This is a genomic window from Variovorax cryoconiti (genome assembly GCF_051216395.1).
Taxonomy (GTDB): Bacteria; Pseudomonadota; Gammaproteobacteria; order Burkholderiales; family Burkholderiaceae_C; genus Variovorax.
The window spans coordinates 545113-565960 of the sequence record NZ_JBPJZI010000001.1 but is presented as its reverse complement, the minus strand read 5'-3'; the positions used below and the strand labels follow the sequence as shown (position 1 = coordinate 565960).

The following is a 20848-nucleotide window of genomic DNA, read 5'->3' as shown; positions in this document are numbered from 1 at the left end:
TGCCTGTCTCGCCCTCTTCTTTCATGCGCTGGCGGGTACCTGCGGCCATCGCTGCCCTGCTGGCGGCCGCCGCGCTGCCCTGGGCCGCGAGCGAGTTCGTGGCCTCCATCGCCCTGAGCTGCCTGATGTACGTCGCCCTCTCGACGAGCTGGTCGATCTTCTGCGGCGCCACGCGCTACCTGTCGCTCGCGACCTCGGCCTTTTTCGGCCTGGGCGCGTACGCCAGCGCGATGCTGCTCGAAGTGCTGCCCTGGCCGATGGTCATCGCCGCCGGCGCATTGCTCGCGGCGGCCACCGCGCTGGTGATCGGCGCCGCGGTGCTGCATCTGCGCGGCACCTACTTCGCGGTGCTGACCTTCGGCATGACCGAACTGATTCGCCACGCGATCACCTTCGTCGAGAAGCAGGTGTCGGGCACCGTGGGCCGGGTGCTCACGGTCGTGCCCTCCAGCGAGACGGTCTATCTCACGATGCTGCTGATCGCCGCGGCCTCCATCGCCACCGCCGTGTGGGTGCGGCGCAGCCGCTTCGGCCTGGCGCTGGCCGGCATCGGCGCCGACGAGCAGCGCGCGCAGACGCTGGGCGTGAACACGCGCAACGCCAAGCTGGCGGGCTTTGCGCTCACCGCTGCCTTCGCGGGCGCGGTCGGCGCGGCCATGGCGGTGCGCTGGACCTACATCGACCCACCCGCCGTGTTCAGCCCCTTCATCGGCTTCCAGACCGTGCTGATCGCGCTGATCGGCGGCACGGCCAGCATCGGCGGACCGGTGCTCGCGGCCATCGTGTTCAGCCTGCTGGCCGAGACGCTGCGGCTGCAGCTGCCCTACGGCTACATGATGGTGCTGGGCCTGCTGCTGATCCTGTGTGTGCTCTACCTGCCCAACGGCCTCGCCTCGCTGTGGCAACGACGACCGACCCGACCGCTGGAGAACGGCCATGGCTGACGCATTGCTCGAAGCCCGTGCACTCACCGTGCGTTTTGGCGGCCTGACGGCGGTGGACGCCGTCAGCGCCACGCTGAACGCCGGTGAACTGGTCGGCATCATCGGCCCGAACGGCGCCGGCAAGACCACCTTCTTCAACGCGATCTCGGGCGTGATTGCGCCGACCGACGGCCAGCTGCGCATCGCGGGCACCGACCTCACCGGGCAGCCGCCGCAGCGCTACGCGGCGCACGGCGTGGCCCGCACCTTCCAGACCCCGCGCGTGTTCCACGACATGAGCGTGGCCGACAACATCCGCTTCGGCATGCAGTTCGCCGGCCGCCACCGCCAGGCGCCGGCCGGCCTGCAGACCGAAAGGGACATCCTGTCGCTGCTCGGCCTCGGCGCCTGGGCCGACCAGCCGGCGGGCCTCGTCACGCCGTCGCAGCAGCGCCTGCTGGAGATCGGCATGGCGCTGGGCACGCGGCCGCGCGTGCTGCTGCTCGACGAGGTGGCCGCGGGCCTGACCGAGGCCGAGGTCGAAGCCATGGCGCAGCGCATTCGCGGGCTGCGTGACGACTTCGGCCTGACGGTGGTGTGGATCGAACATGCGGTGACCACCCTGCTGCGCCACGTCGAACGCGTGCTGGTGCTGCACCAGGGCCGCAAGATCGCCGACGCGACGCCCGCCGAGGTGGTACGCGACGCGGGCGTGATCGAGGCCTACCTCGGCGACGAGATGGTGGAGGCCGCGGCATGAGCGGCGCCACATTGAAGGTCGACGGCCTGGGCGCCGGCTACCACGGCTTCCAGGTGCTGCGCGACATCTCGCTGGAGGTGCGGCCCGGCATCACCGTGATCGTCGGCCCGAACGGCGCCGGCAAGACCACGCTGCTGAAAGCCATCGAGGGCCTGCTGCCGCGCACCGGCACCCTGCGGCTCGACGGCGAACCGCTGCCGCCGGCCGACACCACCGCCTGCGTGCGGCGCGGTCTCGCGCTGGTGGCCGAGGGCCGTCAGCTCTTCCCGCAGATGAGCGTGACGGAGAACCTCGAGCTCGGCGGCTGGCTCGCCTCGCCCGCCGAGCGCACGCGCCGGCTCGCGCAGGCCTTCGAGGACTTCCCGCGCCTCAAGGAACGCGCGAACCAGGCCGCCGGCACCATGAGCGGCGGCGAGCAGCAGATGGTGGCGGTGGCCCGCGCCATGATGAGCGCGCCGCGCCTGCTGATGCTCGACGAGCCCTCGCTCGGCCTGGCGCCGCGCGCGATCGACGAGCTGCTGGTGATCGTGCAGCGCATCGCCGCCCAGGGCGTGACGGTGCTGATGGTCGAGCAGAACGTGCGCAAGGCGCTGTCGATCGCCGACCGCGGCTACGTGCTGGAACGCGGCCGCCTCGTGGCCGAGGGCGAAGCGGCGGTGCTGCTCGCCTCCGACGCCATCCGTCACGCCTATCTCGGTGTGACCTGAAGCCGGGTGCTTCGGAACGCCCCTCCCATCTCATCTCTCACAGGACCTCCCCATGCAACGCATCGACATGCTGATCGACGGCCAACGCACCGCCGCCACCGGCGGCGCCACCTTCGAGCGCCGCAACCCGCTCGACGGCCAGGTGGCCACGTGCGCACCCGCAGCCACCGCGGCCGACGCGGTCGCCGCTGTCGAAGCCGCCGCGAAAGCCTTCCCCGCCTGGGCCGCGCTCGGGCCGGGCGCGCGCCGCGCGCTGCTGCTGAAGGCCGCCCACGCCCTGGAAGCACGCGCCGAGGACTTCGCCCGCACCATGGCCGCGGAGACCGGCGCCTCCGGCATGTGGGCCGGCTTCAACGTGCACCTGGCCGCCGGCATGCTGACCGAAGCCGCGTCGATCACCACGCAGATCAACGGCGAAGTGATTCCCTCCGACGTGCCGGGCAGCCTCGCGATGGCGGTGCGCCAGCCGGCCGGCGTGGTGCTGGGCATCGCGCCCTGGAACGCACCTGTCATCCTGGGCGTGCGCGCCATCGCGACGCCGCTGGCCTGCGGCAACACGGTGGTGCTCAAGGGCTCGGAGCTGTGCCCCGCCACGCACGGCCTGATCATCGAAGCGTTGCAGGACGCGGGCCTGCCGCCCGGCGTGGTGAACTTCGTGACCAACGCGCCCGCCGATGCGGCGGCCGTGGTCGAGGCCATGGTCGCGCACCCGGCGGTGCGGCGCGTGAACTTCACGGGTTCGACGCATGTCGGCCGGCTGGTCGCGATGACCTGCGCCAAGTACCTGAAGCAGGCGGTGCTCGAACTCGGCGGCAAGGCGCCCTTCGTGGTGCTCGACGATGCCGACATCGACGCGGCGGTGGATGCCGCGGCCTTCGGCGCCTTCGCCAATTCGGGCCAGATCTGCATGTCGACCGAGCGCATCGTGCTGGACGTGCGCATCGCCGACGCCTTCGCCGCCAGGTTCGTGGCCAAGGCCAAAGCGCTGCCCCTGGGCGACCCCCGTGCCGGCAAGCCGGTGGTGCTGGGCTCGGTGGTGGACATGGCCACGGTGGCGCGCTGCAACGCGCTGATCGACGACGCACTCGCCAACGGCGCCACGCTGCTGATCGGCGGCAAGGCCGACAGCACGCTGATGCCCGCGACGGTGCTCGACCACGTCACGCCCCAGATGAAGATCTACCACGAGGAATCGTTCGCACCGGTCAAGGCGCTGGTGCGCGTGGACGGTGTCGAGGCCGCCATCGCGACGGCCAACGACAACGCCTTCGGCCTGTCCGCCGCCGTGTTCGGACGCGACATCGCGCGCGCCTGGCAGGTGGCCGGTCGCATTGAATCGGGCATCTGCCACATCAACGGCCCGACCGTGCACGACGAGGCGCAGATGCCCTTCGGCGGCGTCAAGGGCTCAGGCTATGGCCGCTTCGGCGGCAAGGCCGGGATCGAAGCCTTCACGGAGTTGCGCTGGATCACGCTGCAGACCACGCCACGGCACTACCCGTTCTGAGGAGGCTGCGCGCGCCGCGCGCGCGCCTCAGGCGGCGCGCTTGCCCGCGTGGTAGCGGCCCGTGCCACGCGCGACGACGCGGTCGGTCGCCAGCACATCGCCCGGCTGGTAGTCCGGCTGCCCCGCGATGCGTTCGTACAGCGGCGCGAAGTCGATGGTCGCCAGGTCCAGCAGATCGGCCAGGCTGTCGATGACGAAGTAGCTTTCCTGGAAATCGTCGATGCGGTAATTAGTGCGCATCACCCGTTCCAGATCAAACGCGATGCGGTTCGGCGACGGGTCGTCCAGCGAGAACACGCTCTCGGTGCGCGACGACGCAATGCCCGCGCCGTAGATGCGCAGGCCCTCCTTCTGCTGGATCAGGCCGAACTCCACCGTGTACCAGTAGACCCGCGCCAGCTTGTCGAGCACGCCCAGTTTCTTGGCACGCAGGCCGCCTTCGCCGTAGGCCTGGATGTAGTCCGCGATCGACGGGTTCATCAGCATCGGCACATGGCCGAACACGTCGTGGAAGACGTCAGGCTCTTCCAGGTAGTCGAGCTCGTGCGGCTTGCGGATGAAGTTGCCCGCGGGAAAGCGCCGGTTGGCCAGGTGCTCGAAGAAGACCTCGTCGGGCACCAGGCCCGGCACGGCGACGACCTGCCAGCCGGTGCGCTGCATCAGCACCTCGCTCAGCTCCAGAAAATCCGGGATTTGGTCGGCGCCGATCGGCAGGTTCTTCATGCCTTCCACGAATTCATCGCAGGCGCGGCCGGGCAGCAGCTTCGACTGGCGTTCGAACAGCGTCGTCCACACGGCGTGCTCGGCCGGCGTGTAGTTCGACCAGCCCTGGTCGATGGTCCAGTCGGGGCGATCAGGCTTGGCCGCCTCGCCGGCCGCGAGCCCGTGTTTGGTCGCTTCGGCGGCCAGCATGCTCAGGCCTCGGCGGTGTCGAGAACGCCACGGCGGATCTGGTCGCGTTCGAGCGATTCGAACAGCGCCTTGAAATTGCCCTCGCCGAAGCCGTCGCGGTAGTCGCCCTGGCGCTCGATGAACTCGAAGAACACAGGCCCGAGCATCGGCGTGGAGAAGATCTGCAGCAGGAGGCGCGGCTGGCCGCCCTCGGTGGTGCCGTCCAGCAGGATGCCGCGCGCCTGCAGTTCGGGCACGTTCTGGCCGTGGCCCGGCAGGCGGGTGTCGAGCATCTCGTAGTAGACGTCGTTGGGCGCGGTGGCGGTCTGCACGCCGGCCAGCGCCAGCTTGTCGACAGCATCCTTGAGGTTGTCGCAGATCAGTGCGATGTGCTGGATGCCTTCGCCGTTGAACTGCATCAGGAACTCTTCGATCTGGCCGCCGCCCTTCTTGGATTCTTCATTGAGCGGGATGCGGATCTTGCCGTCGGGCGCCGTCATGGCCTTCGACGTGAGGCCGGTGTATTCGCCCGAGATGTCGAAGTAGCGGATCTCGCGGAAGTTGAAGAGCTTCTCGTAGAAGTCGGCCCAGAAGGTCATGCGGCCGCGGTACACGTTGTGCGTGAGGTGGTCGATGAGCTTGAGGCCATGGCCGACCGGGTGGCGGTCCACGCCCTCGATGAACTCGAAGTCGATGTCGTAGATCGACTTGCCTTCTTCGTAGCGGTCGATCAGGTACAGCGGCGCGCCGCCGATGCCCTTGATGGCCGGCAGGCGCAGTTCCATCGGGCCGGTGGCGATCTCGATCGGCTGGGCGCCGAGTTCGAGCGCGCGGTTGTACGCCTTGTGCGCGTCCTTCACACGGAAGGCCAGGCCGCAGGCCGAGGGGCCGTGTTCTGCCGCGAAGTAGCCGGCCTGGCTCTTCGGCTCGCGGTTCACGATGAAATTGATGTCGCCCTGGCGGTACAGCACCACGTCCTTGGAGCGGTGCTTGGCGACCAGCGTGAAGCCCAGCATCTCGAACACCGGCTCCAGCGTGCCCGGTGTGGGGGATGCGAACTCGACGAATTCGAAGCCTTGCAGGCCCATGGGGTTCTCGTAGTGGTCAGCCATCGTGTGTCTCCAGAAATTGCGGGTGGGGTTGGAGTCGATGCTAGGCGCTCGCGACACACGATTCCTGCAACTTGCGGCTCTGCGATGGTCGATCACGCAGGATTCCTGCAAAATCCATCGCATGAGCGCTCCAGTCGAACTCGACACCATCGATCTGCGCGTGCTTCGCGCGTTGCAGGCCAACGGCCGGGCCACCTACGACGAGCTGGCCGCGCAGGTCAGCCTGTCGTCGTCGGCGACGTTGCGGCGCGTCAAGCGGCTGGAGGAATCGGGCGTGATCCAGGGCTACGTCGCCCTGCTGCGGCCCGAGCGCGTCGGGCTGCCGCTGATGGCCTACATCAACGTGCGGCTCGAGAAGCACACCGAGAGCCACAAGCGCAGCCCGATGGACGCCTTCCGCGCCTCGATCCAGGGATGGCCGGAGGTGATCGAATGCCACTCGCTGACCGGCGACATGGACTACCTGCTGCGCGTGGTGGTCGCCGACATGGCGCACTACTCGCGCTTCGTGATGGACACGCTGCTCAAGCACCCGAGCGTGCAGGACTGCAAGACCAGCTTCGTGCTCGACCGGGTGAAGACGACGACGGCGCTGCCGATCTGAGCCGCCGACGCCTCAGGCGCCGAGCCTGGACACGACGACGGAGTCGTCTTCCGGCGGATCGATCTCGCCGGTCAGAATCTTCGAGGCCTGCGTCGCGCAATGGCCGGCGATGGTCGACTGCGCGCCAATGGCGTGCAGCATGGCTTCGCGCTCCGCGGTCGTCATTTCCATCGACACCCGGCCCAGGTCGAGCGCCGCGGCCATCGCGTTGCTCGCCGCGACCAGGAACAGGTAGGAAGCGGCCCGCATACGGTTGGCCTGCTGCGTGTCTTCCCGCGCGACCACGGGGCTGCGCCGCGCAGCGTCGGGCAGACCGGGCAGGTCCGTCGGCTCGAAGTGGGTCACCGGCAGGCGGTCGAGATCGCTGGCGGCGATCACCATGGCCAATGCCTTGTGTGCGGCGGTCACGGTGGACCGATGGCTTTCTCTCATTGTGAAACCCTCCACGGCAGACAGTGGCGCATTCTCGCGCAACGAAGTCGCCGTGGCGTCAGCGCGCCACGCCGAGCAGGCGGTCGAGCACCTCGGGCTGGGTCCGCAGCACGTCGGCACGCTCGGTGTGCACCAGCCGCCCCTGGTCGAGCACCGCCGCATCGTCGGAGATCGCCAGCACCGCCTGCGGATGCTGCTCGACGATGATGGCGGCCAGCCCGTCGTCCTGCGTGATGCGGCGGATGGCGCGCAGCAGCTCTTCCACGATGATCGGCGCCAGGCCTTCGAGCGGCTCGTCCAGCAGCAGCAGGCGCGGGTTGAGCACCAGGGCGCGCGCGACGGCCAGCATCTGCTGCTCGCCCCCCGACAACTGCGTGCCCAGGTTGCCCTTGCGTTCGGCCAGGCGCGGGAACATCGCGTAGACGCGCTCGGGCGTCCAGTGGCCGGGGCGTGCCACCGCGGTGAGGTTCTCGTGCACCGTCAGCGACTTGAAGATGTTGCGTTCCTGCGGCACCCAGCCGATGCCCGCGGCGGCGCGGCGGTGCGAGGCCTGCCGGTTCAGTTCGACGCCGCCGAGCACGATGCGTCCGCCGTGCTGGCGCGTGGCGCCGGCCAGCGTGTTGATCAGCGTCGTCTTGCCGGTGCCATTGCGGCCGAGCAGCGCCAGCGTGCGGCCTTCGGCCAGCGTGAGCGAGATACCGGTGAGCACCACCGCTTCGCCGTAGCCCGCGCTCAGGTCGTCGATCTGCAGCAGTGCGTCAGCCATGGGTCGTGCCTTCTCCGAGGTACACCGCTTTCACGCGCGGATCGGCGGCGATTTCTTCCGGCGATCCTTCGGTCAGCACCGCGCCGTTGACCAGCACGGTCATGCGGTCGGCGAAACTGAACACCAGGTCCATGTCGTGCTCGATCAGCAGCACCGACACGTCCGCCGGCAGCGCGGCCACGGTCTGCAGCAGCTCCTCGCGCTCGCCCGCGGGCACGCCGGCCACCGGTTCGTCGAGCAGCAGCACGCGCGGCTCGCAGGCCAGCGCGATGGCGATCTCCAGCAGGCGCCGCTTGCCGTACGCCAGTTCGCGCGTGGGCTGCTGCGCCACCTCGGCCAGACGGAACTGTTCGAGCAGCTGTCCGGCCCGTTCGACCACGCCACGGTCGCTGCCCAGCGCACGCCACCACTGCCGCGTGAGCCCGCGCTGCTGGGACACGACGAGCGCCAGCGTCTCCAGCGGTGTCATCGCGTCGAAGAGCTGGTTGATCTGGAACGTGCGCACCAGCCCGCGCGCGACGCGGCGGTGCGGCGCCATGCCCGTGATGTCCTCGCCGTCGAGCACGATGCGCCCGGCAGTCGGCGTGAGCACGCCGGTCAGCAGGTTGATCAGCGTGGTCTTGCCGGCGCCGTTGGGGCCGATGAGCGCATGGCGCGCCCCGCGCCGCAGGTCGAGCGTCACGTCCTGCGTGGCCACGATGCCGCCGAAGCGCATGACCAGGCCCTGGGCCGAAAGAACGGTGTCGCTCATCGCCGCCCCCAGGTCCACGGCTTGAGCAGCCGGTCGCGGCCGACCAGCACCAGCAGCACCAGGATCAGGCCGATCCAGAACATCCAGTACTGCGGCGTGACGGACGACAGCGTATCCTGCAGCAGCTTGAAGACGACCGCGCCCGCGATCCCGCCGTAGAGCCAGCCCACGCCGCCGATCACCAGCATCAGCAGCACATCGGCCGAGCGGTCGAAGGCCAGCACATCGAGCGAGGCGAAGCCGGTGGTCTGCGCCAGCAATGCACCGGCCGCGCCCGCCACGGCCGCCGCCACGGTGTAAATGACGGCCATGCGCGAGACCACCGGAATGCCCACCGCCATGGCGCGCAGCCGGTTGTCGCGGATCGCCTTGAGCGTCGCGCCGAAAGGCGAGCGCACCAGGCGTCGCATCAACAGGAAGAGCAGCAGCACCACCGACAGCGAGTACCAGGCCGCGGTGCGCCCGTAGAGGTCGAAGTCGAAGAGGCCCAGCACCGGCCCCATGACTACCCCCTGCAGCCCGTCGGCGCCGCCGGTCAGCCCGTCGAGCTTGTTGGCCAGTTCGAGCAGCAGCAGCGCGGTGCCGAGCGTGACCATCAGCCGCGTGAGGTCGCTGCCACGCAGGATCGTCACGCTGGCCAGCGCACCGAGCGCGGCCGACAGCGCCACGGCGACCAGCAGGCCGACCATCGGGTCGGGCATGACGTGCTTGGCGAACAGGGCCGCGGCATAGGCACCGAAGCCGAAGAACGCCGCATGGCCGAGCGAGACGATGCCGGTGTAGCCCAGGATCAGGTCGAGCGACATCGCGAACAGCGCGACGATGGCGATCTCGTTGACCATCAGCGCATGCGACGGCATGGCGAAGGGCAGCGCAAAGGCCAGCGCCCACACGGCGAATTCCCACGGGCGCCAGCGCGCGGGCTCGAGCAGGCGCTTGCGCAGCGCGTCGGTCCGAAGGTCGTCCATCACTTGCCGCCCCGCCGCGTGAACAGGCCCTGCGGCCGCCACATGAGGATCAGGATCATCAGCAGGTAGACCGTGAAGGCGCCCATCTTCGGGATGAAGTACTTGCCCGCGACATCGGCCACGCCGAGCAGCAGGGCCGCCAGCAGCGGCCCGGTGATCGACGAGGTGCCGCCGACCGCGACCACGATGAGGAAATAGATCATGTACTTGAGCGGGAAGCTCGGGTCGAGCCCCAAGATCTCCGCGCCCAGCGCACCGCCCAGCCCGGCCAGCCCGGAGCCGACCGCGAAGGTCAGGAGGAACACGCGGTTCACGTCGATGCCCAGCCCGGCCGCCACCCGCGCGTCGTCGACCGCCGCACGCAGCCGGCTTCCGAAGCGCGTCTTCGACAGGATGAGCTGCAGCACGATGGCCAGCACCGCGCACACCGCGATGATGAAGAGCCGGTAGTGCCCCATGCCCAGCATCAGCGCGCCGTCGCCCACCTCGGTGCGCCCGCGCAGCCACTCGGGCAGCTGGATGTTCTGCTGCGACGAGCCGACGAAGTAGTCGATGGCCGCCACCGCCATGAAGGTCAGGCCGATGGAGAACAGCACCTGGTCGAGGTGCGACTTGCCGTACATCGGCCGGTACAGCGTGCGCTCCAGCAGCGCGCCGGCCGCCCCCACCACCACGAAGGCCAGCGGCAGGCACAGCAGGAACGGGATGCCCAGCTTCTGCATGGCGAACACCGTGAGGTAGCCGCCCGCCATCGCGAAGGCGCCGTGCGCCAGGTTGATGAAGTTCATCAGCCCGAGCGTCACCGCCAGCCCGACGGCCAGCACGAAGAGCAGCATGCCGTAGGCGATGCCGTCGAAGAGAATCGTTAACAAGGCTCGCCCCCAGGTTGCCCGCACTTCGTGTCGGGCGCCCACCCCCTACCGGGGGCAACACCAGCGGCCCGGCAAAGCCGGTTCCGCGGTGTTTCACGAAAAGACCTCGGCGTACTTGGCATCACTGCTTGTTCTTGCCGGGGTCCTTCACCGCCTTGATGACGTCGAACTCGACGTTGTAGAGCTGGCCGTCCTTCTTCTCGACCTTGCGCAGGTAGACGTCCTGCACGATGTCGCGGGTCTGCGCGTCGATCAGCACCTGGCCGCGCGGGCTCTCGAAGATCTGGCCCTTCATCTTCTCGAGCAGCGCGGTGCCGTCGCCCTTGCCACCGGTCGCCTTGAGCGCTTCGTAGATCACGCGCATGCCGTCGTAGCCACCCATGGCCATGAAGTTCGGGCGCATGTTCTTGTTGGCCTTCTGGAAGGCCTCGACGAACTTCTTGTTCGCCGCCGACGGGTGCGCGGCCGAGTAATGGTGCGAGGTGACCACGCCGAGCGCGCCGTCGCCCATGTCGTTGAGCTGGTCGTCGTCGGTCACGTCGCCGGTGGCGATGAGCTTGATGCCGGCCTTGTCCATGCCGCGCTCCAGGAACTGCTTCATGACGGCGGCACCCGCACCCGAAGGCACGAAGACGAAGAGCGCGTCGGGCTTGGCGTCGCGCACCTTCTGCAGGAAAGGCGCGAAGTCGGGGTTGCGCAGCGGCACGCGCAGCTTGTCGATCACCTTGCCGCCGTTGAGCTGGAAGCGCTCGCTGAAGAACTTCTCGGCGTCGTTGCCGGGGCCGTAGTCGGACACCAGCGTCACCACCGACTTCACGCCATTCTTCGGCGCCCAGTCGCCCATGGCCACCGACACCTGCGGCAGCGTAAAGCTGGTGCGCACGATGTACGGCGAGGCCTCGGTGATGCTCGACGTGGCGGCCGCCATCACGACCAGCGGCGTCTTCGACTGCGTGGCGATCGGAGCGGCGGCCAGCGCCGCCGGCGTCACGCCGAAGCCGGCCAGCACGTTGACCTTCTCGTTGACCACCAGCTCCTGCGCCAGGCGCTTGGTCACGTCGGGTGTGGCGACGTCGTCCTTGACGATCACCTCGATCTTGCGGCCGGCCACCGTATCGCCGTTCTGCGCGATGTAGAGCTTGACCGCGGCCTCGATCTGCCGCCCGGTCGACGCCTGCTGGCCGGTCATTGGCAGGATCAGCCCGATCTTGAAGGGCGTCGTCTGGGCCTGGGCGGCGAGCGGCGCGGCCAGTGCGATGGCGGCCAGGCCAGCGGCCTGGACGAGGTGGCGTCGTTGCATGTTTTGTCTCCGGTTGGATGGAATGCCGTTTCCCATCATTGTGGCCAGATGAAACGCCGCCGCGTGCTCCGGCAATCACCTAGGCGCGCGTTGCGAACGGGGCATTCTGCGCGATCTTCACACCGCGTGCGCGGTGATCGCACAGGCGCGCAGTGGCTCTCGAACACAGTGCATGGCACGACATCTGGGCGACGCCAAACCCGCACGCGCTGGTAAAACACGGGTTTGGAGGAGACCCCATGCAACTGTTTACCGGGCCCCTGAGCATGTTCGGCGCCAAGGCCGAGATCGCGGTGCGCGAGAAGGGCTTGACCTTCGAGCTCGTGATGGTGCCCTTCGACCGGGACGACCGCTACCAGCCGCGGCATCCCGAGGTGCTGCGCATCAACCCCAAGCAGCAGGTGCCGGTGCTGATCGACGACGCGGTCGAGCTCTTCGACTCGACCCAGATCTTCGAGTACCTCGAAGACCTGAAGCCGCAACCCGCTCTCTGGCCGACCGGGGCGGCGGCGCGTGCGCAGGCGCGTCAGCTCGAGCACCTGTCCGACGAGGTGTTCTTCCCGAACGTCGTCCGGCTCTTCGGCCTGCAGGACGCCATGCAGAGCGCCCCCGCCGTCGCGGCCTGTGCGGCCTGCGCCCGGCACTACGAGGCGATGGACGCCTTGCTGACCGACCGCGAGCACCTCGCCGGCGACTACTCTTACGCCGACATCGCCCTGTACATGGCCCACGTGTTCGCCGACCGCAAGGGCGCCGGCATGACCGACGCCACGCCACGCCTGGTGGCCTGGCGCGAACGCGTCGGACAGCGCCCGGCGGTGCGGGCCGTGGTCGGGCCGATGATGAAGTTCCTGGCCTCGCAGGGCCGGCCGGTGCCGCGCTTCCTCCAGTCGCACCTCGCCCCGTGAACCGCATCGACGACTGGCTCGACTGGCTGCCCTCGCCGTCGCAGCACTTCCTGGTGGTCGCGGTCGGCCTGCTGGTCTACGTGCTCACCACGCGCACGCGGCGGGAGCAACGCGCGCCCACGACCGCGATCGCCTGGGTCATGGGCATGCTGCTGCTGCCCTACTTCACGCTGCCGGTCTACCTCCTGTTCGGCCAGCGCAAGCTGCGCCCGGTGGGCCCGCCGCGGCCGCCGCGCAGCCTGCCGGTCGGCCATTGGGCGGCCGAGCTGATCGAGAGCTTCGGCCTGCCGCCGCCAGGGCGTTGCATGCCGCGCTTCCATGCCGACGGCGCAGTGGCGCGGGATGCGCTCTGGCAGGTGATCGACGCCGCCCGCGTGCGCCTGGACATCTGCACCTTCATCGTCGGCGACGACGCGCTCGGCCATGAAGTCGTGGTGCGCCTGGCGCGGCGCGCGCGCGAGGGCGTGCGGGTGCGGGTGCTGCTCGACGGTTTCGGCGCGCTCACGCTGCCGCCGCATCACTTCGACGCGCTGCGCGCCGCCGGCGGCGAGGTCGCGGTGTTCCGCCCCTTCTTCGGCCTGCGCCGCAGCGGGCCGCGCAACCTGCGCAACCACCGCAAGCTCGTGATCGCCGACGACACGCGGCTGTGGTCCGGTGGGCGCAACCTGGCCGGCGAGTACTTCACCGGCAACGATGCCTACCCGGTGCCGTGGCGCGACCTCTCCTTCGACCTGGCCGGCAGCGTGGCCGAAGCGGCGGCGCGGCAGTTCGAACACGACTGGTGCTCGGTGCGCGACGACACGCCGCGCGAGATCGCGCCGACCCACGACACCCCCGATGACGGCGCGCTCGCGCAGTTCCTGCCGAGCGGCCCCGACCAGACCGAAGACACGGCGCACGCGCTGCTCATCGACGCGTGCTTTCGCGCCGAGCACCGCATCCTCGCGGTCACGCCCTACTTCGTGCCCGACGACGGCCTGCGCAATGCACTGCGGCTGGCCGCGCGGCGCGGCGTGCAGGTGACCATCGCGATCCCCTCGCGCTCGAACCACCGGCTGACCGACTTCGTGCGCGCACGGGCCATGCGCGACCTGGCCGGTGCCGGTGTGACCTTCCGCATGCTGCCCTTCATGGCACACGCCAAGGCCGTGGTGGTCGACGAGGAACTGGCGATGTGCGGCTCGATCAACCTCGACCTGCGCAGCCTGCTGCTGAACCACGAGGCCGCGGTGGTGTTCTACGGCCGCACCGCCATCGACTGGCTGGCGCAGTGGATCGAGACCACCGCATCGGCCGGCGAACCCTACCGCGCACGGCGGCCCGGCCTGCTGCGGGACCTGGCCGAAGGGCTGCTGCTGACCGTCGCCTTCCAGCTGTAGCGCTCAGCGCTTCGGGCTTCAGGCGCCGCGGGCCTTTGCGGCCTTGGCAGCCTTCGCAACGTTCGCGGTCCTTGCCGCCTTGGCTGCCTTGGCAGCTTTCGCTTCACGCTCGGCCTGCTCCGCCTTCACGGCCTTGGCGGCCCGCTCGGCCGCCTCCTGCTTCTGCAAACGCGCCAGTCGGCCAGGCGTGTTGGTGTAACTCGCGTTGCCCAGCCCGGTGCCGATGGTGAGCACGGCCCAGTGGTTCACGTCCTGCATGAAAGGCAGTTCGCTCAAGCCCTGCACCACGGCATCGTTGTGCAGCCGCACCGTGGTCGGCGCACCGCCGATGGTCGGCAGCTTCTTGCTCAGCTCGCTGGGCAGGTGGAAGGTGTCGCTTTCCCAGTCGCCCGGCAGGTTCTGCGTGCCACGCGCGATGGAGCCGTCGTCGCGGATGCGTCCGGGGCAGGCGATGCCGACGAAGGGCGCGAGACGGATCTGCTTGCGCTCGCATTCGTCGATCAGCACCTGCAGCATCTCCGACAGCCGTTCGAGCAAGCCGCGGCGGCTGGGCTTGTCGTCGGCATGGCGCCACTTCATGCGCTTGACCACCTTGGCCAGCGACAGGTCCTCGGCCTTCTTGCGCCGCGTCTTCACGATGCCGCAGCGCAGGTTCGTGCCGCCGATGTCGACCGCGAGGATCGCGTCGTGCGCCGCGAGCATGTCCGGCGGCACCAGGTGCACCCAGCCGATCAGGCCGCCGTCGTCGACCTCGTGCGACAGCCGAGCGATCGGCACCTTGACCTTCATGTGCTGCAGCACCATCGCGGCCTGCAGGATGGCGCGTTCGCCCACGGCGCTCTCGGGAAAGCCGCCGCCGATCACGATGCGCTGGACCTTGTCCCACGAGGGCTCGCGCAGGAAGCGGCGCACCACATGGGCCAGTTCTTCGGCGAACTCTTCGATCGCGCCTTCCAGCAGATCGGCGCCCTCGGAGGCGCGCTTGCGGCCGAGCACGCGGTCGAGCGCCTTCTTGCTAAGGTCGCGCGATGCGACATCGCCGAAAGGGTCGTCCTCGCCCTTCTGGCGCCGGCGCTTGCGCCATTGCTCCAGCAGCGCGCGAAAGGCGGTCTGGCTGGCCGCATCGCCGGCGAACCCGGTCTTGTCGCGCAACTGCAGGCTGTAGCCGTCGACGATCACGGCGGGGAGTTCACGGGCGCCGTGGGCATCGGCAAGATGGGGCGGCACGGTCTTGGGGGCCATGGGCTCTTTCGAAAAAAAGTGGGAAAGGGTCGAGGTCGCCTGTCGGCGTCGCCGTACACCGACTGTCGCTGCGGACGCGGGGCCGGCCCATCGGCGCTGCGCACGACCGGCTGTAGGAATGCGGCCTGACCGATACACTGACCGCATGCTGCTGCCGTACCCGCTCCAGCGCGCCTGGCGGTCGGCGCTGCTCCCCTTGCTCTTCCTGGCGATGCTCTTGGGCACAGGCGCTGCATGCGCGCAGGGCGAGCCGCTTCGCATCGGCTCGAAGCGCTTCACCGAGTCGTACATCCTGGCCGAGGTGCTGGCGAAGACAGCCGCACCGCACACGCGCGTCGCGCCCGTGGTTCGCCAGGGCCTGGGCAACACGGCCATCGTGTACGAGGCGCTGCGCTCCGGCGCGATCGACGTGTATGCCGAATACACCGGCACCATCGCGCTGGAGATCCTGCAGGGCAACGCCACCATGACGCGCGCCGAGATGAACGCCAGGCTCGCACCATTGGGCCTGGGCGTCGCGGTGCCGCTCGGCTTCAACGACGGCTATGCGCTCGCGATGCGCGGTGCCGACGCCGACCGGCTGAAGCTCGCCACGCTCAGCGACCTGGCCCGACACCCCGAACTGACGCTGGGCCTGTCGAACGAATTCATCGGCCGCGCCGACGGCTGGCAGGGCCTGGCCGCGCGTTACGGCTTCACGCAGAAGCCCACCGGGCTCGACCACGGGCTGGCCTACGACGCCATCGCGGCCAAGCAGGTCGACGGGATCGACATCTACACGACCGATGCCAAGATCGACCACCTCGGCCTGCGCGTATTGCAGGACGACCGCGGCTACTTCCCGCGCTACGACGCGGTACTGCTCTACCGCCTGGACCTGCCGACACGGCTGCCGGCCGCCTGGGCCGCCCTGCAGACGCTCGAAGGCCGCATCGACGAACGCGCGATGATCGCGATGAACGCGCGCGCCGAGTTGCAGGGCACGGCCTTCGACACCATCGCCGGCGACTTCCTCGCGGGCGGCAAAGCCTCGGAGGGGCAACGCGGATTCCTGGCCAAGCTGTTCGGCAGCGACCTGGGGCGGCTCACGCGCCAGCATCTGCTGCTGGTGGCGGTGTCGGTCGGTCTGGCCATCCTGGCCGGCGTTCCGATGGCGGTGTGGGTGTCCGCGCATGCACGCACCCGCGCCGTGGTGCTCGGCATCGCCGGCCTGATGCAGACCGTTCCCTCGCTGGCGCTGCTGGCGGTCTTGATCTCGCTGATCGGCAGCATCGGCACGCTGCCCGCACTGATCGCGCTCACGCTCTATGCACTGCTGCCCATCATGCGCAACACCGTCACCGGCCTGGCCGAGGTGCCGCAAGGCCTCCGACAGGCCGGCACGGCGCTCGGCATGACATCGGCGCAACGCATGCGGCTGGTGCAACTGCCGCTCGCCATGCCGACCCTGCTGGCGGGCGTGCGGACGGCGACGACGATCGCGATCGGCACCGCGACCATCGCCGCCTTCATCGGCGCCGGAGGCTTCGGCGAGCGCATCGTCACCGGGCTGGCGCTGAACGACCGGCAACTGCTGCTGGCCGGCGCGCTGCCTGCAGCGGCGCTCGCGCTGCTGAGCGAACTCATGTTCGAGGCCATCGACCGGCTGCTGTTGCGCCGGGCAGGCTGAATCAGCCTTCTCCGAAGACGACCACCGCATCGCCCGGCCGCCAGGCCGAAAACTTCGGCATGGCACTCGCCCAGAGCGGAGATTCGGTGAGCGCCGACAGCCACGCGTGCGTCGCGGGCCATGGGGCTGTGGCGAACCAGGCCGCGTCCACCTGCGCGAACTGCCGCACGAAGGGCGCGATGGCCATGTCGGCCAGGGCGGGCGCATCGCCGAACAGGTGACGCGACCCGCGCAGCCGTGTCTCCAGCGCATCGAGGAAAACGGCGGCTTCGGCCCGGTGCTGCAACGCATCGGCGCCTTCATGGCGGTTCGGGTACTTGTAGCGGTCGAGGTGCTGCTTGAAGTCGCCGTCGTACTGCGCGACCAGTGCGAGCATCTCGTCGAGCGTGCCGGCCGACGGCACGAGCCAGCGCTGCGGATCGCGCTGCGACAACGCCCACCGCATGATCGCCAGGCTCTCGTCGATCACGGTGCCATCGAGGTCGACCAGCACCGGCACCGTGGCCTTGGGCGAGGCTTCGCGCAAGGCGGCCGGCTTGTCGCGCAGCACCACCTCGCGCAACTCGCAGCGCGTGCCGCTGGCCAGCAGTGCGAAGCGGGCGCGCATGGCGAAGGGGCAGCGACGGAATGAATAGAGGATGGGCAGCATGGGACGCTGCGATGGTAGACCGACGCCCATGAAAAATGCCCGCGGCGCAAGCGCGGCGGGCATGGCGTTCAGCGCGGAACGATCAGGCGAGGGTGTAGGCCGTCTTCACGACGGTGAAGAACTCCTGCGCGTACTTGCCCTGCTCGCGCGGGCCGTAGCTGGAGCCCTTGCGCCCACCGAATGGCACATGGTAGTCCACGCCGGCGGTCGGCAGGTTGACCATCACCATGCCGGCCTGGCTGTGGCGCTTGAAGTGCGTCGCGTACTTCAGGCTGGTCGTTGCGATGCCCGCCGACAGGCCGAACTCGGTGTCGTTGGCCGTGGCCAGCGCTTCTTCGTAGTCCTTCACGCGGATCACGCTGGCCACCGGGCCGAACACTTCTTCGCGGTTGATGCGCGCCGTCTTCTCGGTGTCTACCAGCAGCGCCGGCGACATGTAGAAGCCTTCGGTGTCCAGCTTCAGGCGCTGGCCGCCCGCCGCGAGCGTGCCGCCTTCGTCCTGGCCGATCTTCACGTATTCCAGGTCCTGGTCGAGCTGGCTCTGGCTCGACACCGGGCCGATGTCGGTGCCTTGCGCGAGCGCATCGCCGACCTTGATCTTTTCCATACGGGCCTTCATCGCCTCGATGAATTTCGGGTAGATGGCCTGGGTGACGATCAGGCGGCTCGACGCGGTGCAACGCTGGCCGGTGGAATAAAAGGCGCTCTGCACGCTGAGCTCGACGGCCTGGGCCAGGTCGGCGTCGTCCAGGATGACCTGCGGGTTCTTGCCGCCCATCTCGAGCTGCACCTTCTTGTGGCTCTTGACGCACTGCACGGCGATGTTGCGGCCGACACCGACCGAGCCGGTGAAGCTGATCGCGTGGATGCCGGGGTGCTCGACCAGCGCATTGCCGATCACGCTGCCACGGCCCATCACCAGGTTGAACACGCCCGCGGGAATGCCAGAGCGGCTGATGATCTCGGCCAGCGCCCAGGCGGAGCCCGGCACCAGGTCGGCGGGCTTGAGCACCACGCAGTTGCCGAAAGCCAGCGCCGGCGCGATCTTCCAGGCGGGAATCGCGATGGGGAAGTTCCAGGGCGTGATCAGGCCGACGACGCCGACCGGCTCGCGCGTGATCTCGACGCCGATGTTGGGGCGCACCGACGGAATGATCTCGCCCGCCAGGCGCAGGCATTCGCCCGCGAAGAACTTGAAGATCTGGCCCGCACGGGTGGCTTCGCCGATGCCTTCAGCGCGGGTCTTGCCTTCCTCGCGCGCGAGCAGCGTGCCGAGTTCTTCCTTGCGCGCCAGGATCTCGGTGCCGATCTTGTCGAGCGCGTCGGAACGCATCTGGATGCCGCTGGTCGACCAGGCCGGAAAGGCGGCGGTGGCGGCGGCCACGGCGGCGTCGACCTGGGCGGCGTCGCCTTGCGTGTACTCGGCGATGGTGTCGCCCAGGTTCGACGGGTTCAGGTTCGGGCTGTAGCTGTTGCCCTTCTTCCATTCGCCGCCGATCAGGTTGTCGTGTTGTTGCATGTCGGATCCTTGTGGTGAAAAGTGAGAAAGCCGAAGCGACCGCGCTTCGGCTTGGGAAGAAACAGAGTGGGTGCCGAGGTTAACGCGTCAGCGCACCATGCAAGGCCGCTTGTTGTCGAACTGCCAACCGGGAATGAGGTACTGCATGGCCTGCGCGTCGTTGCGCGCACCCAGGCCGTGCTTCAGGTACAGCTGGTGCGCCTTTTCGACCTCGTCCATGTCCAGTTCCACGCCCAGGCCGCCTTGCGTCGGCACCTGCACGTAGCCGCCCTCGATCTGCAGCGGCGCCTTCGTCAGGCGTTGCCCGTCCTGCCAGATCCAGTGCGTGTCGATCGCCGTGACCTTGCCGGGCGCAGCCGCGGCCACGTGCGTGAACATGGCCAGCGACACATCGAAGTGGTTGTTCGAATGCGAGCCCCAGGTCAGGCCCCACGCCTGGCACAGCTGCGCCACCCGCACCGAGCCGGCCATGGTCCAGAAGTGCGGGTCGGCCAGCGGGATGTCGACCGACTGCAGCGACAGGCTGTGCACCATCTCGCGCCAGTCGGTGGCGACCATGTTGGTGGCGGTCGGCAGCCCGGTGGCGCGGCGGAACTCGGCCATCACCTCGCGGCCGGAAAACACGCCTTCGGCGCCGCACGGGTCTTCTGCATAGGCCATCACGCCGTGCAGGTCGCGCGTGATGCGGATCGCGTCCTTGAGCAGCCAGCCGCCGTTCGGGTCGAGCGTGACGCGCGCCTCAGGGAAGCGCTCGTGCAGCGCACGGATCGCCTCGACCTCTTCCTCGCCCCGCAACACGCCGCCCTTGAGCTTGAAGTCGGTGAAGCCGTAGCGCGCATGGCTGGCCTCGGCCAGGCGCACGATGGCTTCGGGCGTCATGGCTTCTTCGTGGCGCAGGCGGAACCAGTCGTTGTCCGCTTCCGGTTCGCTGCGGTACGGCAGGTCGGTCTTGCTGCGATCGCCGACGTAGAACAGGTAGCCGAGCATCTGCACCGCATCGCGCTGCTGGCCTTCGCCGAGCAGCGCCGCGACCGGCACGTTCAGATGCTGGCCGAGCAGGTCGAGCAGCGCGGCCTCGGCCGCCGTGACCGCATGGATGGCGATGCGCAGGTCGAAGGTCTGCGTGCCGCGGCCGCCGCTGTCGCGGTCGGCGAACTGGGCGCGCATGGCGTTGAGCACCGCGTTGTGCCGGCCGATCGGCTGGCCGACGATGAGGCCGCGCGCATCTTCCAGCGTCTGGCGGATCTTCTCGCCGCCGGGCACCTCGCCCACGCCGGTGTGGCCGGCGCTGTCTTTGAGAATCAGCAGATTGCGGGTGAAGAACGGCCCGTGCGCGCCGCTCAGGTTCATCAGCATGCCGTCGTGGCCCGCGACCGGGACCACGCGCAGTTCGGTGACGACGGGTGTTGTCATTGCGGCGGACGGACGGCCTGGCGCGCCAGCAGTTTCCAGTCCCCACCCTGCTTCTGCCAGACGCCGAGGATCTTGATGCTGACCTTGCCCGGCTTGCCCGAATCGTTGGTGTCGGCCGTGAGCGTGTGGCGCACGATCGCGACGTTGTCGACCAGCTTGATGGTCTGGTCAGTGATGGCGATGGTGACGAAGTCCGACTTGCGGTCCATCAGGTCGGCGATGAAGCTGGTCTTGGTGTCGACCTTGCCGCCCGAATGGCCGTAGCTCAGTTCATCGGCCACCAGCGCGTTGAGCGCGGCCGGGGTCGGGTCGATCATGGCGACACGCAGTCGTTCGGCTGCAGCCGCCACGGCCGGTTCATCGGCCGCGTTGCTGCCGCGGGACATGCCGGCGCAGCCGGCGAGGACCGCGGTGGCGGCAGCGAGAAGGATCAGTTTCTTGAACATGTTGTTGTCTCTCTTTCTTGGTTGAAATTG

The 20848-nt window shown here is 69.0% G+C and carries 21 protein-coding genes; 8 read left to right on the top strand and 13 right to left on the bottom strand.

The annotated features are described in order from the left end of the window. Window positions 1-23: 23 nt before the first annotated feature. Genes ACSFA2_RS02810 through ACSFA2_RS02795 form a run of 4 tightly spaced genes read left to right on the top strand, consistent with a single transcriptional unit; the run spans window position 24 to window position 3897 of the window. On the top strand, window positions 24-944 hold the full coding sequence (locus tag ACSFA2_RS02810; RefSeq protein WP_435454162.1) for a branched-chain amino acid ABC transporter permease: 921 nt from the start codon (window positions 24-26) through the stop codon (window positions 942-944). Next, window positions 937-1683, top strand: a complete 747-nt coding sequence (locus ACSFA2_RS02805; protein WP_435453784.1) for an ABC transporter ATP-binding protein — start codon at window positions 937-939, stop codon at window positions 1681-1683. Before ACSFA2_RS02810 ends, ACSFA2_RS02805 begins: the two co-directional genes overlap by 8 nt. Continuing rightward, a complete protein-coding gene (locus ACSFA2_RS02800; protein WP_435453783.1) occupies window positions 1680-2390 on the top strand; it encodes an ABC transporter ATP-binding protein in 711 nt (236 codons plus the stop codon). The genes ACSFA2_RS02805 and ACSFA2_RS02800 overlap by 4 nt, the downstream gene beginning before the upstream one ends. Window positions 2391-2442: 52 nt before the next feature. Further along, window positions 2443-3897 (top strand): aldehyde dehydrogenase family protein, encoded by a 1455-nt coding sequence (locus tag ACSFA2_RS02795; RefSeq protein ID WP_435453782.1) that lies wholly within the window; start codon window positions 2443-2445, stop codon window positions 3895-3897. Between the two features lie 27 nt (window positions 3898-3924). On the opposite strand, the gene phhA is transcribed toward ACSFA2_RS02795, so the two are convergent. Next, window positions 3925-4809 (bottom strand): phenylalanine 4-monooxygenase, encoded by an 885-nt coding sequence (gene phhA, locus ACSFA2_RS02790; RefSeq protein WP_435453781.1) that lies wholly within the window; start codon window positions 4807-4809, stop codon window positions 3925-3927. A gap of 2 nt (window positions 4810-4811) precedes the next feature. Then, a complete protein-coding gene (gene hppD / locus ACSFA2_RS02785) occupies window positions 4812-5900 on the bottom strand; it encodes a 4-hydroxyphenylpyruvate dioxygenase (RefSeq protein ID WP_435453780.1) in 1089 nt (362 codons plus the stop codon). 121 nt (window positions 5901-6021) lie between these two features. On the opposite strand from hppD, the gene ACSFA2_RS02780 reads away from it, so the two are divergent. After that, window positions 6022-6504 (top strand): Lrp/AsnC family transcriptional regulator, encoded by a 483-nt coding sequence (locus ACSFA2_RS02780; RefSeq protein ID WP_262077939.1) that lies wholly within the window; start codon window positions 6022-6024, stop codon window positions 6502-6504. Between the two features lie 12 nt (window positions 6505-6516). On the opposite strand, the gene ACSFA2_RS02775 is transcribed toward ACSFA2_RS02780, so the two are convergent. From ACSFA2_RS02775 to ACSFA2_RS02750, 6 genes are all read right to left on the bottom strand, one after another. Continuing rightward, complete coding sequence (locus tag ACSFA2_RS02775; protein ID WP_435453779.1) at window positions 6517-6912, bottom strand: hypothetical protein; 396 nt, start codon at window positions 6910-6912, stop codon at window positions 6517-6519. Between the two features lie 82 nt (window positions 6913-6994). Next, on the bottom strand, window positions 6995-7702 hold the full coding sequence (locus ACSFA2_RS02770) for an ABC transporter ATP-binding protein (protein WP_435453778.1): 708 nt from the start codon (window positions 7700-7702) through the stop codon (window positions 6995-6997). Then, window positions 7695-8453, bottom strand: coding sequence for an ABC transporter ATP-binding protein (locus ACSFA2_RS02765; RefSeq protein ID WP_435453777.1), 759 nt, complete (start codon window positions 8451-8453; stop codon window positions 7695-7697). The genes ACSFA2_RS02770 and ACSFA2_RS02765 overlap by 8 nt, the downstream gene beginning before the upstream one ends. After that, entirely contained in the window at window positions 8450-9421 is a 972-nt protein-coding gene (locus ACSFA2_RS02760) for a branched-chain amino acid ABC transporter permease (protein ID WP_435453776.1), read from the bottom strand. Before ACSFA2_RS02760 ends, ACSFA2_RS02765 begins: the two co-directional genes overlap by 4 nt. After that, on the bottom strand, window positions 9421-10293 hold the full coding sequence (locus ACSFA2_RS02755) for a branched-chain amino acid ABC transporter permease (RefSeq protein ID WP_286644725.1): 873 nt from the start codon (window positions 10291-10293) through the stop codon (window positions 9421-9423). Before ACSFA2_RS02755 ends, ACSFA2_RS02760 begins: the two co-directional genes overlap by 1 nt. Window positions 10294-10414: 121 nt before the next feature. Then, complete coding sequence (locus ACSFA2_RS02750; RefSeq protein WP_435453775.1) at window positions 10415-11593, bottom strand: ABC transporter substrate-binding protein; 1179 nt, start codon at window positions 11591-11593, stop codon at window positions 10415-10417. Between the two features lie 239 nt (window positions 11594-11832). On the opposite strand from ACSFA2_RS02750, the gene ACSFA2_RS02745 reads away from it, so the two are divergent. Continuing rightward, a complete protein-coding gene (locus ACSFA2_RS02745; RefSeq protein ID WP_435453774.1) occupies window positions 11833-12501 on the top strand; it encodes a glutathione S-transferase family protein in 669 nt (222 codons plus the stop codon). Beyond that, a complete protein-coding gene (locus ACSFA2_RS02740; RefSeq protein ID WP_435453773.1) occupies window positions 12498-13880 on the top strand; it encodes a phospholipase D-like domain-containing protein in 1383 nt (460 codons plus the stop codon). Before ACSFA2_RS02745 ends, ACSFA2_RS02740 begins: the two co-directional genes overlap by 4 nt. A gap of 18 nt (window positions 13881-13898) precedes the next feature. Here ACSFA2_RS02740 and ACSFA2_RS02735 read toward each other — a convergent pair whose 3' ends face one another. After that, the gene (locus ACSFA2_RS02735; RefSeq protein ID WP_435453772.1) at window positions 13899-15122 is read right to left on the bottom strand and encodes an ROK family protein; all 1224 of its coding nucleotides are present in this window, start codon (window positions 15120-15122) and stop codon (window positions 13899-13901) included. A gap of 145 nt (window positions 15123-15267) precedes the next feature. Between ACSFA2_RS02735 and ACSFA2_RS02730 the strand changes: the two genes are divergently transcribed. Then, a complete protein-coding gene (locus tag ACSFA2_RS02730; protein ID WP_435453771.1) occupies window positions 15268-16791 on the top strand; it encodes a glycine betaine ABC transporter substrate-binding protein in 1524 nt (507 codons plus the stop codon). A 1-nt stretch (window position 16792) separates the two neighbouring features. Here the strand turns inward: ACSFA2_RS02730 and ACSFA2_RS02725 are convergent, their stop codons facing one another. The 4 genes from ACSFA2_RS02725 to ACSFA2_RS02710 form a co-directional block, all read right to left on the bottom strand. Next, window positions 16793-17440, bottom strand: a complete 648-nt coding sequence (locus tag ACSFA2_RS02725; RefSeq protein ID WP_435453770.1) for a glutathione S-transferase — start codon at window positions 17438-17440, stop codon at window positions 16793-16795. An 82-nt stretch (window positions 17441-17522) separates the two neighbouring features. Then, window positions 17523-18959, bottom strand: coding sequence for an aldehyde dehydrogenase family protein (locus ACSFA2_RS02720; RefSeq protein WP_435453769.1), 1437 nt, complete (start codon window positions 18957-18959; stop codon window positions 17523-17525). An 87-nt stretch (window positions 18960-19046) separates the two neighbouring features. Next, complete coding sequence (gudD, locus tag ACSFA2_RS02715; RefSeq protein WP_435453768.1) at window positions 19047-20372, bottom strand: glucarate dehydratase; 1326 nt, start codon at window positions 20370-20372, stop codon at window positions 19047-19049. Then, a complete protein-coding gene (locus ACSFA2_RS02710; RefSeq protein ID WP_435453767.1) occupies window positions 20369-20818 on the bottom strand; it encodes a nuclear transport factor 2 family protein in 450 nt (149 codons plus the stop codon). Before ACSFA2_RS02710 ends, gudD begins: the two co-directional genes overlap by 4 nt. Between the last annotated feature and the right edge of the window lie 30 nt (window positions 20819-20848).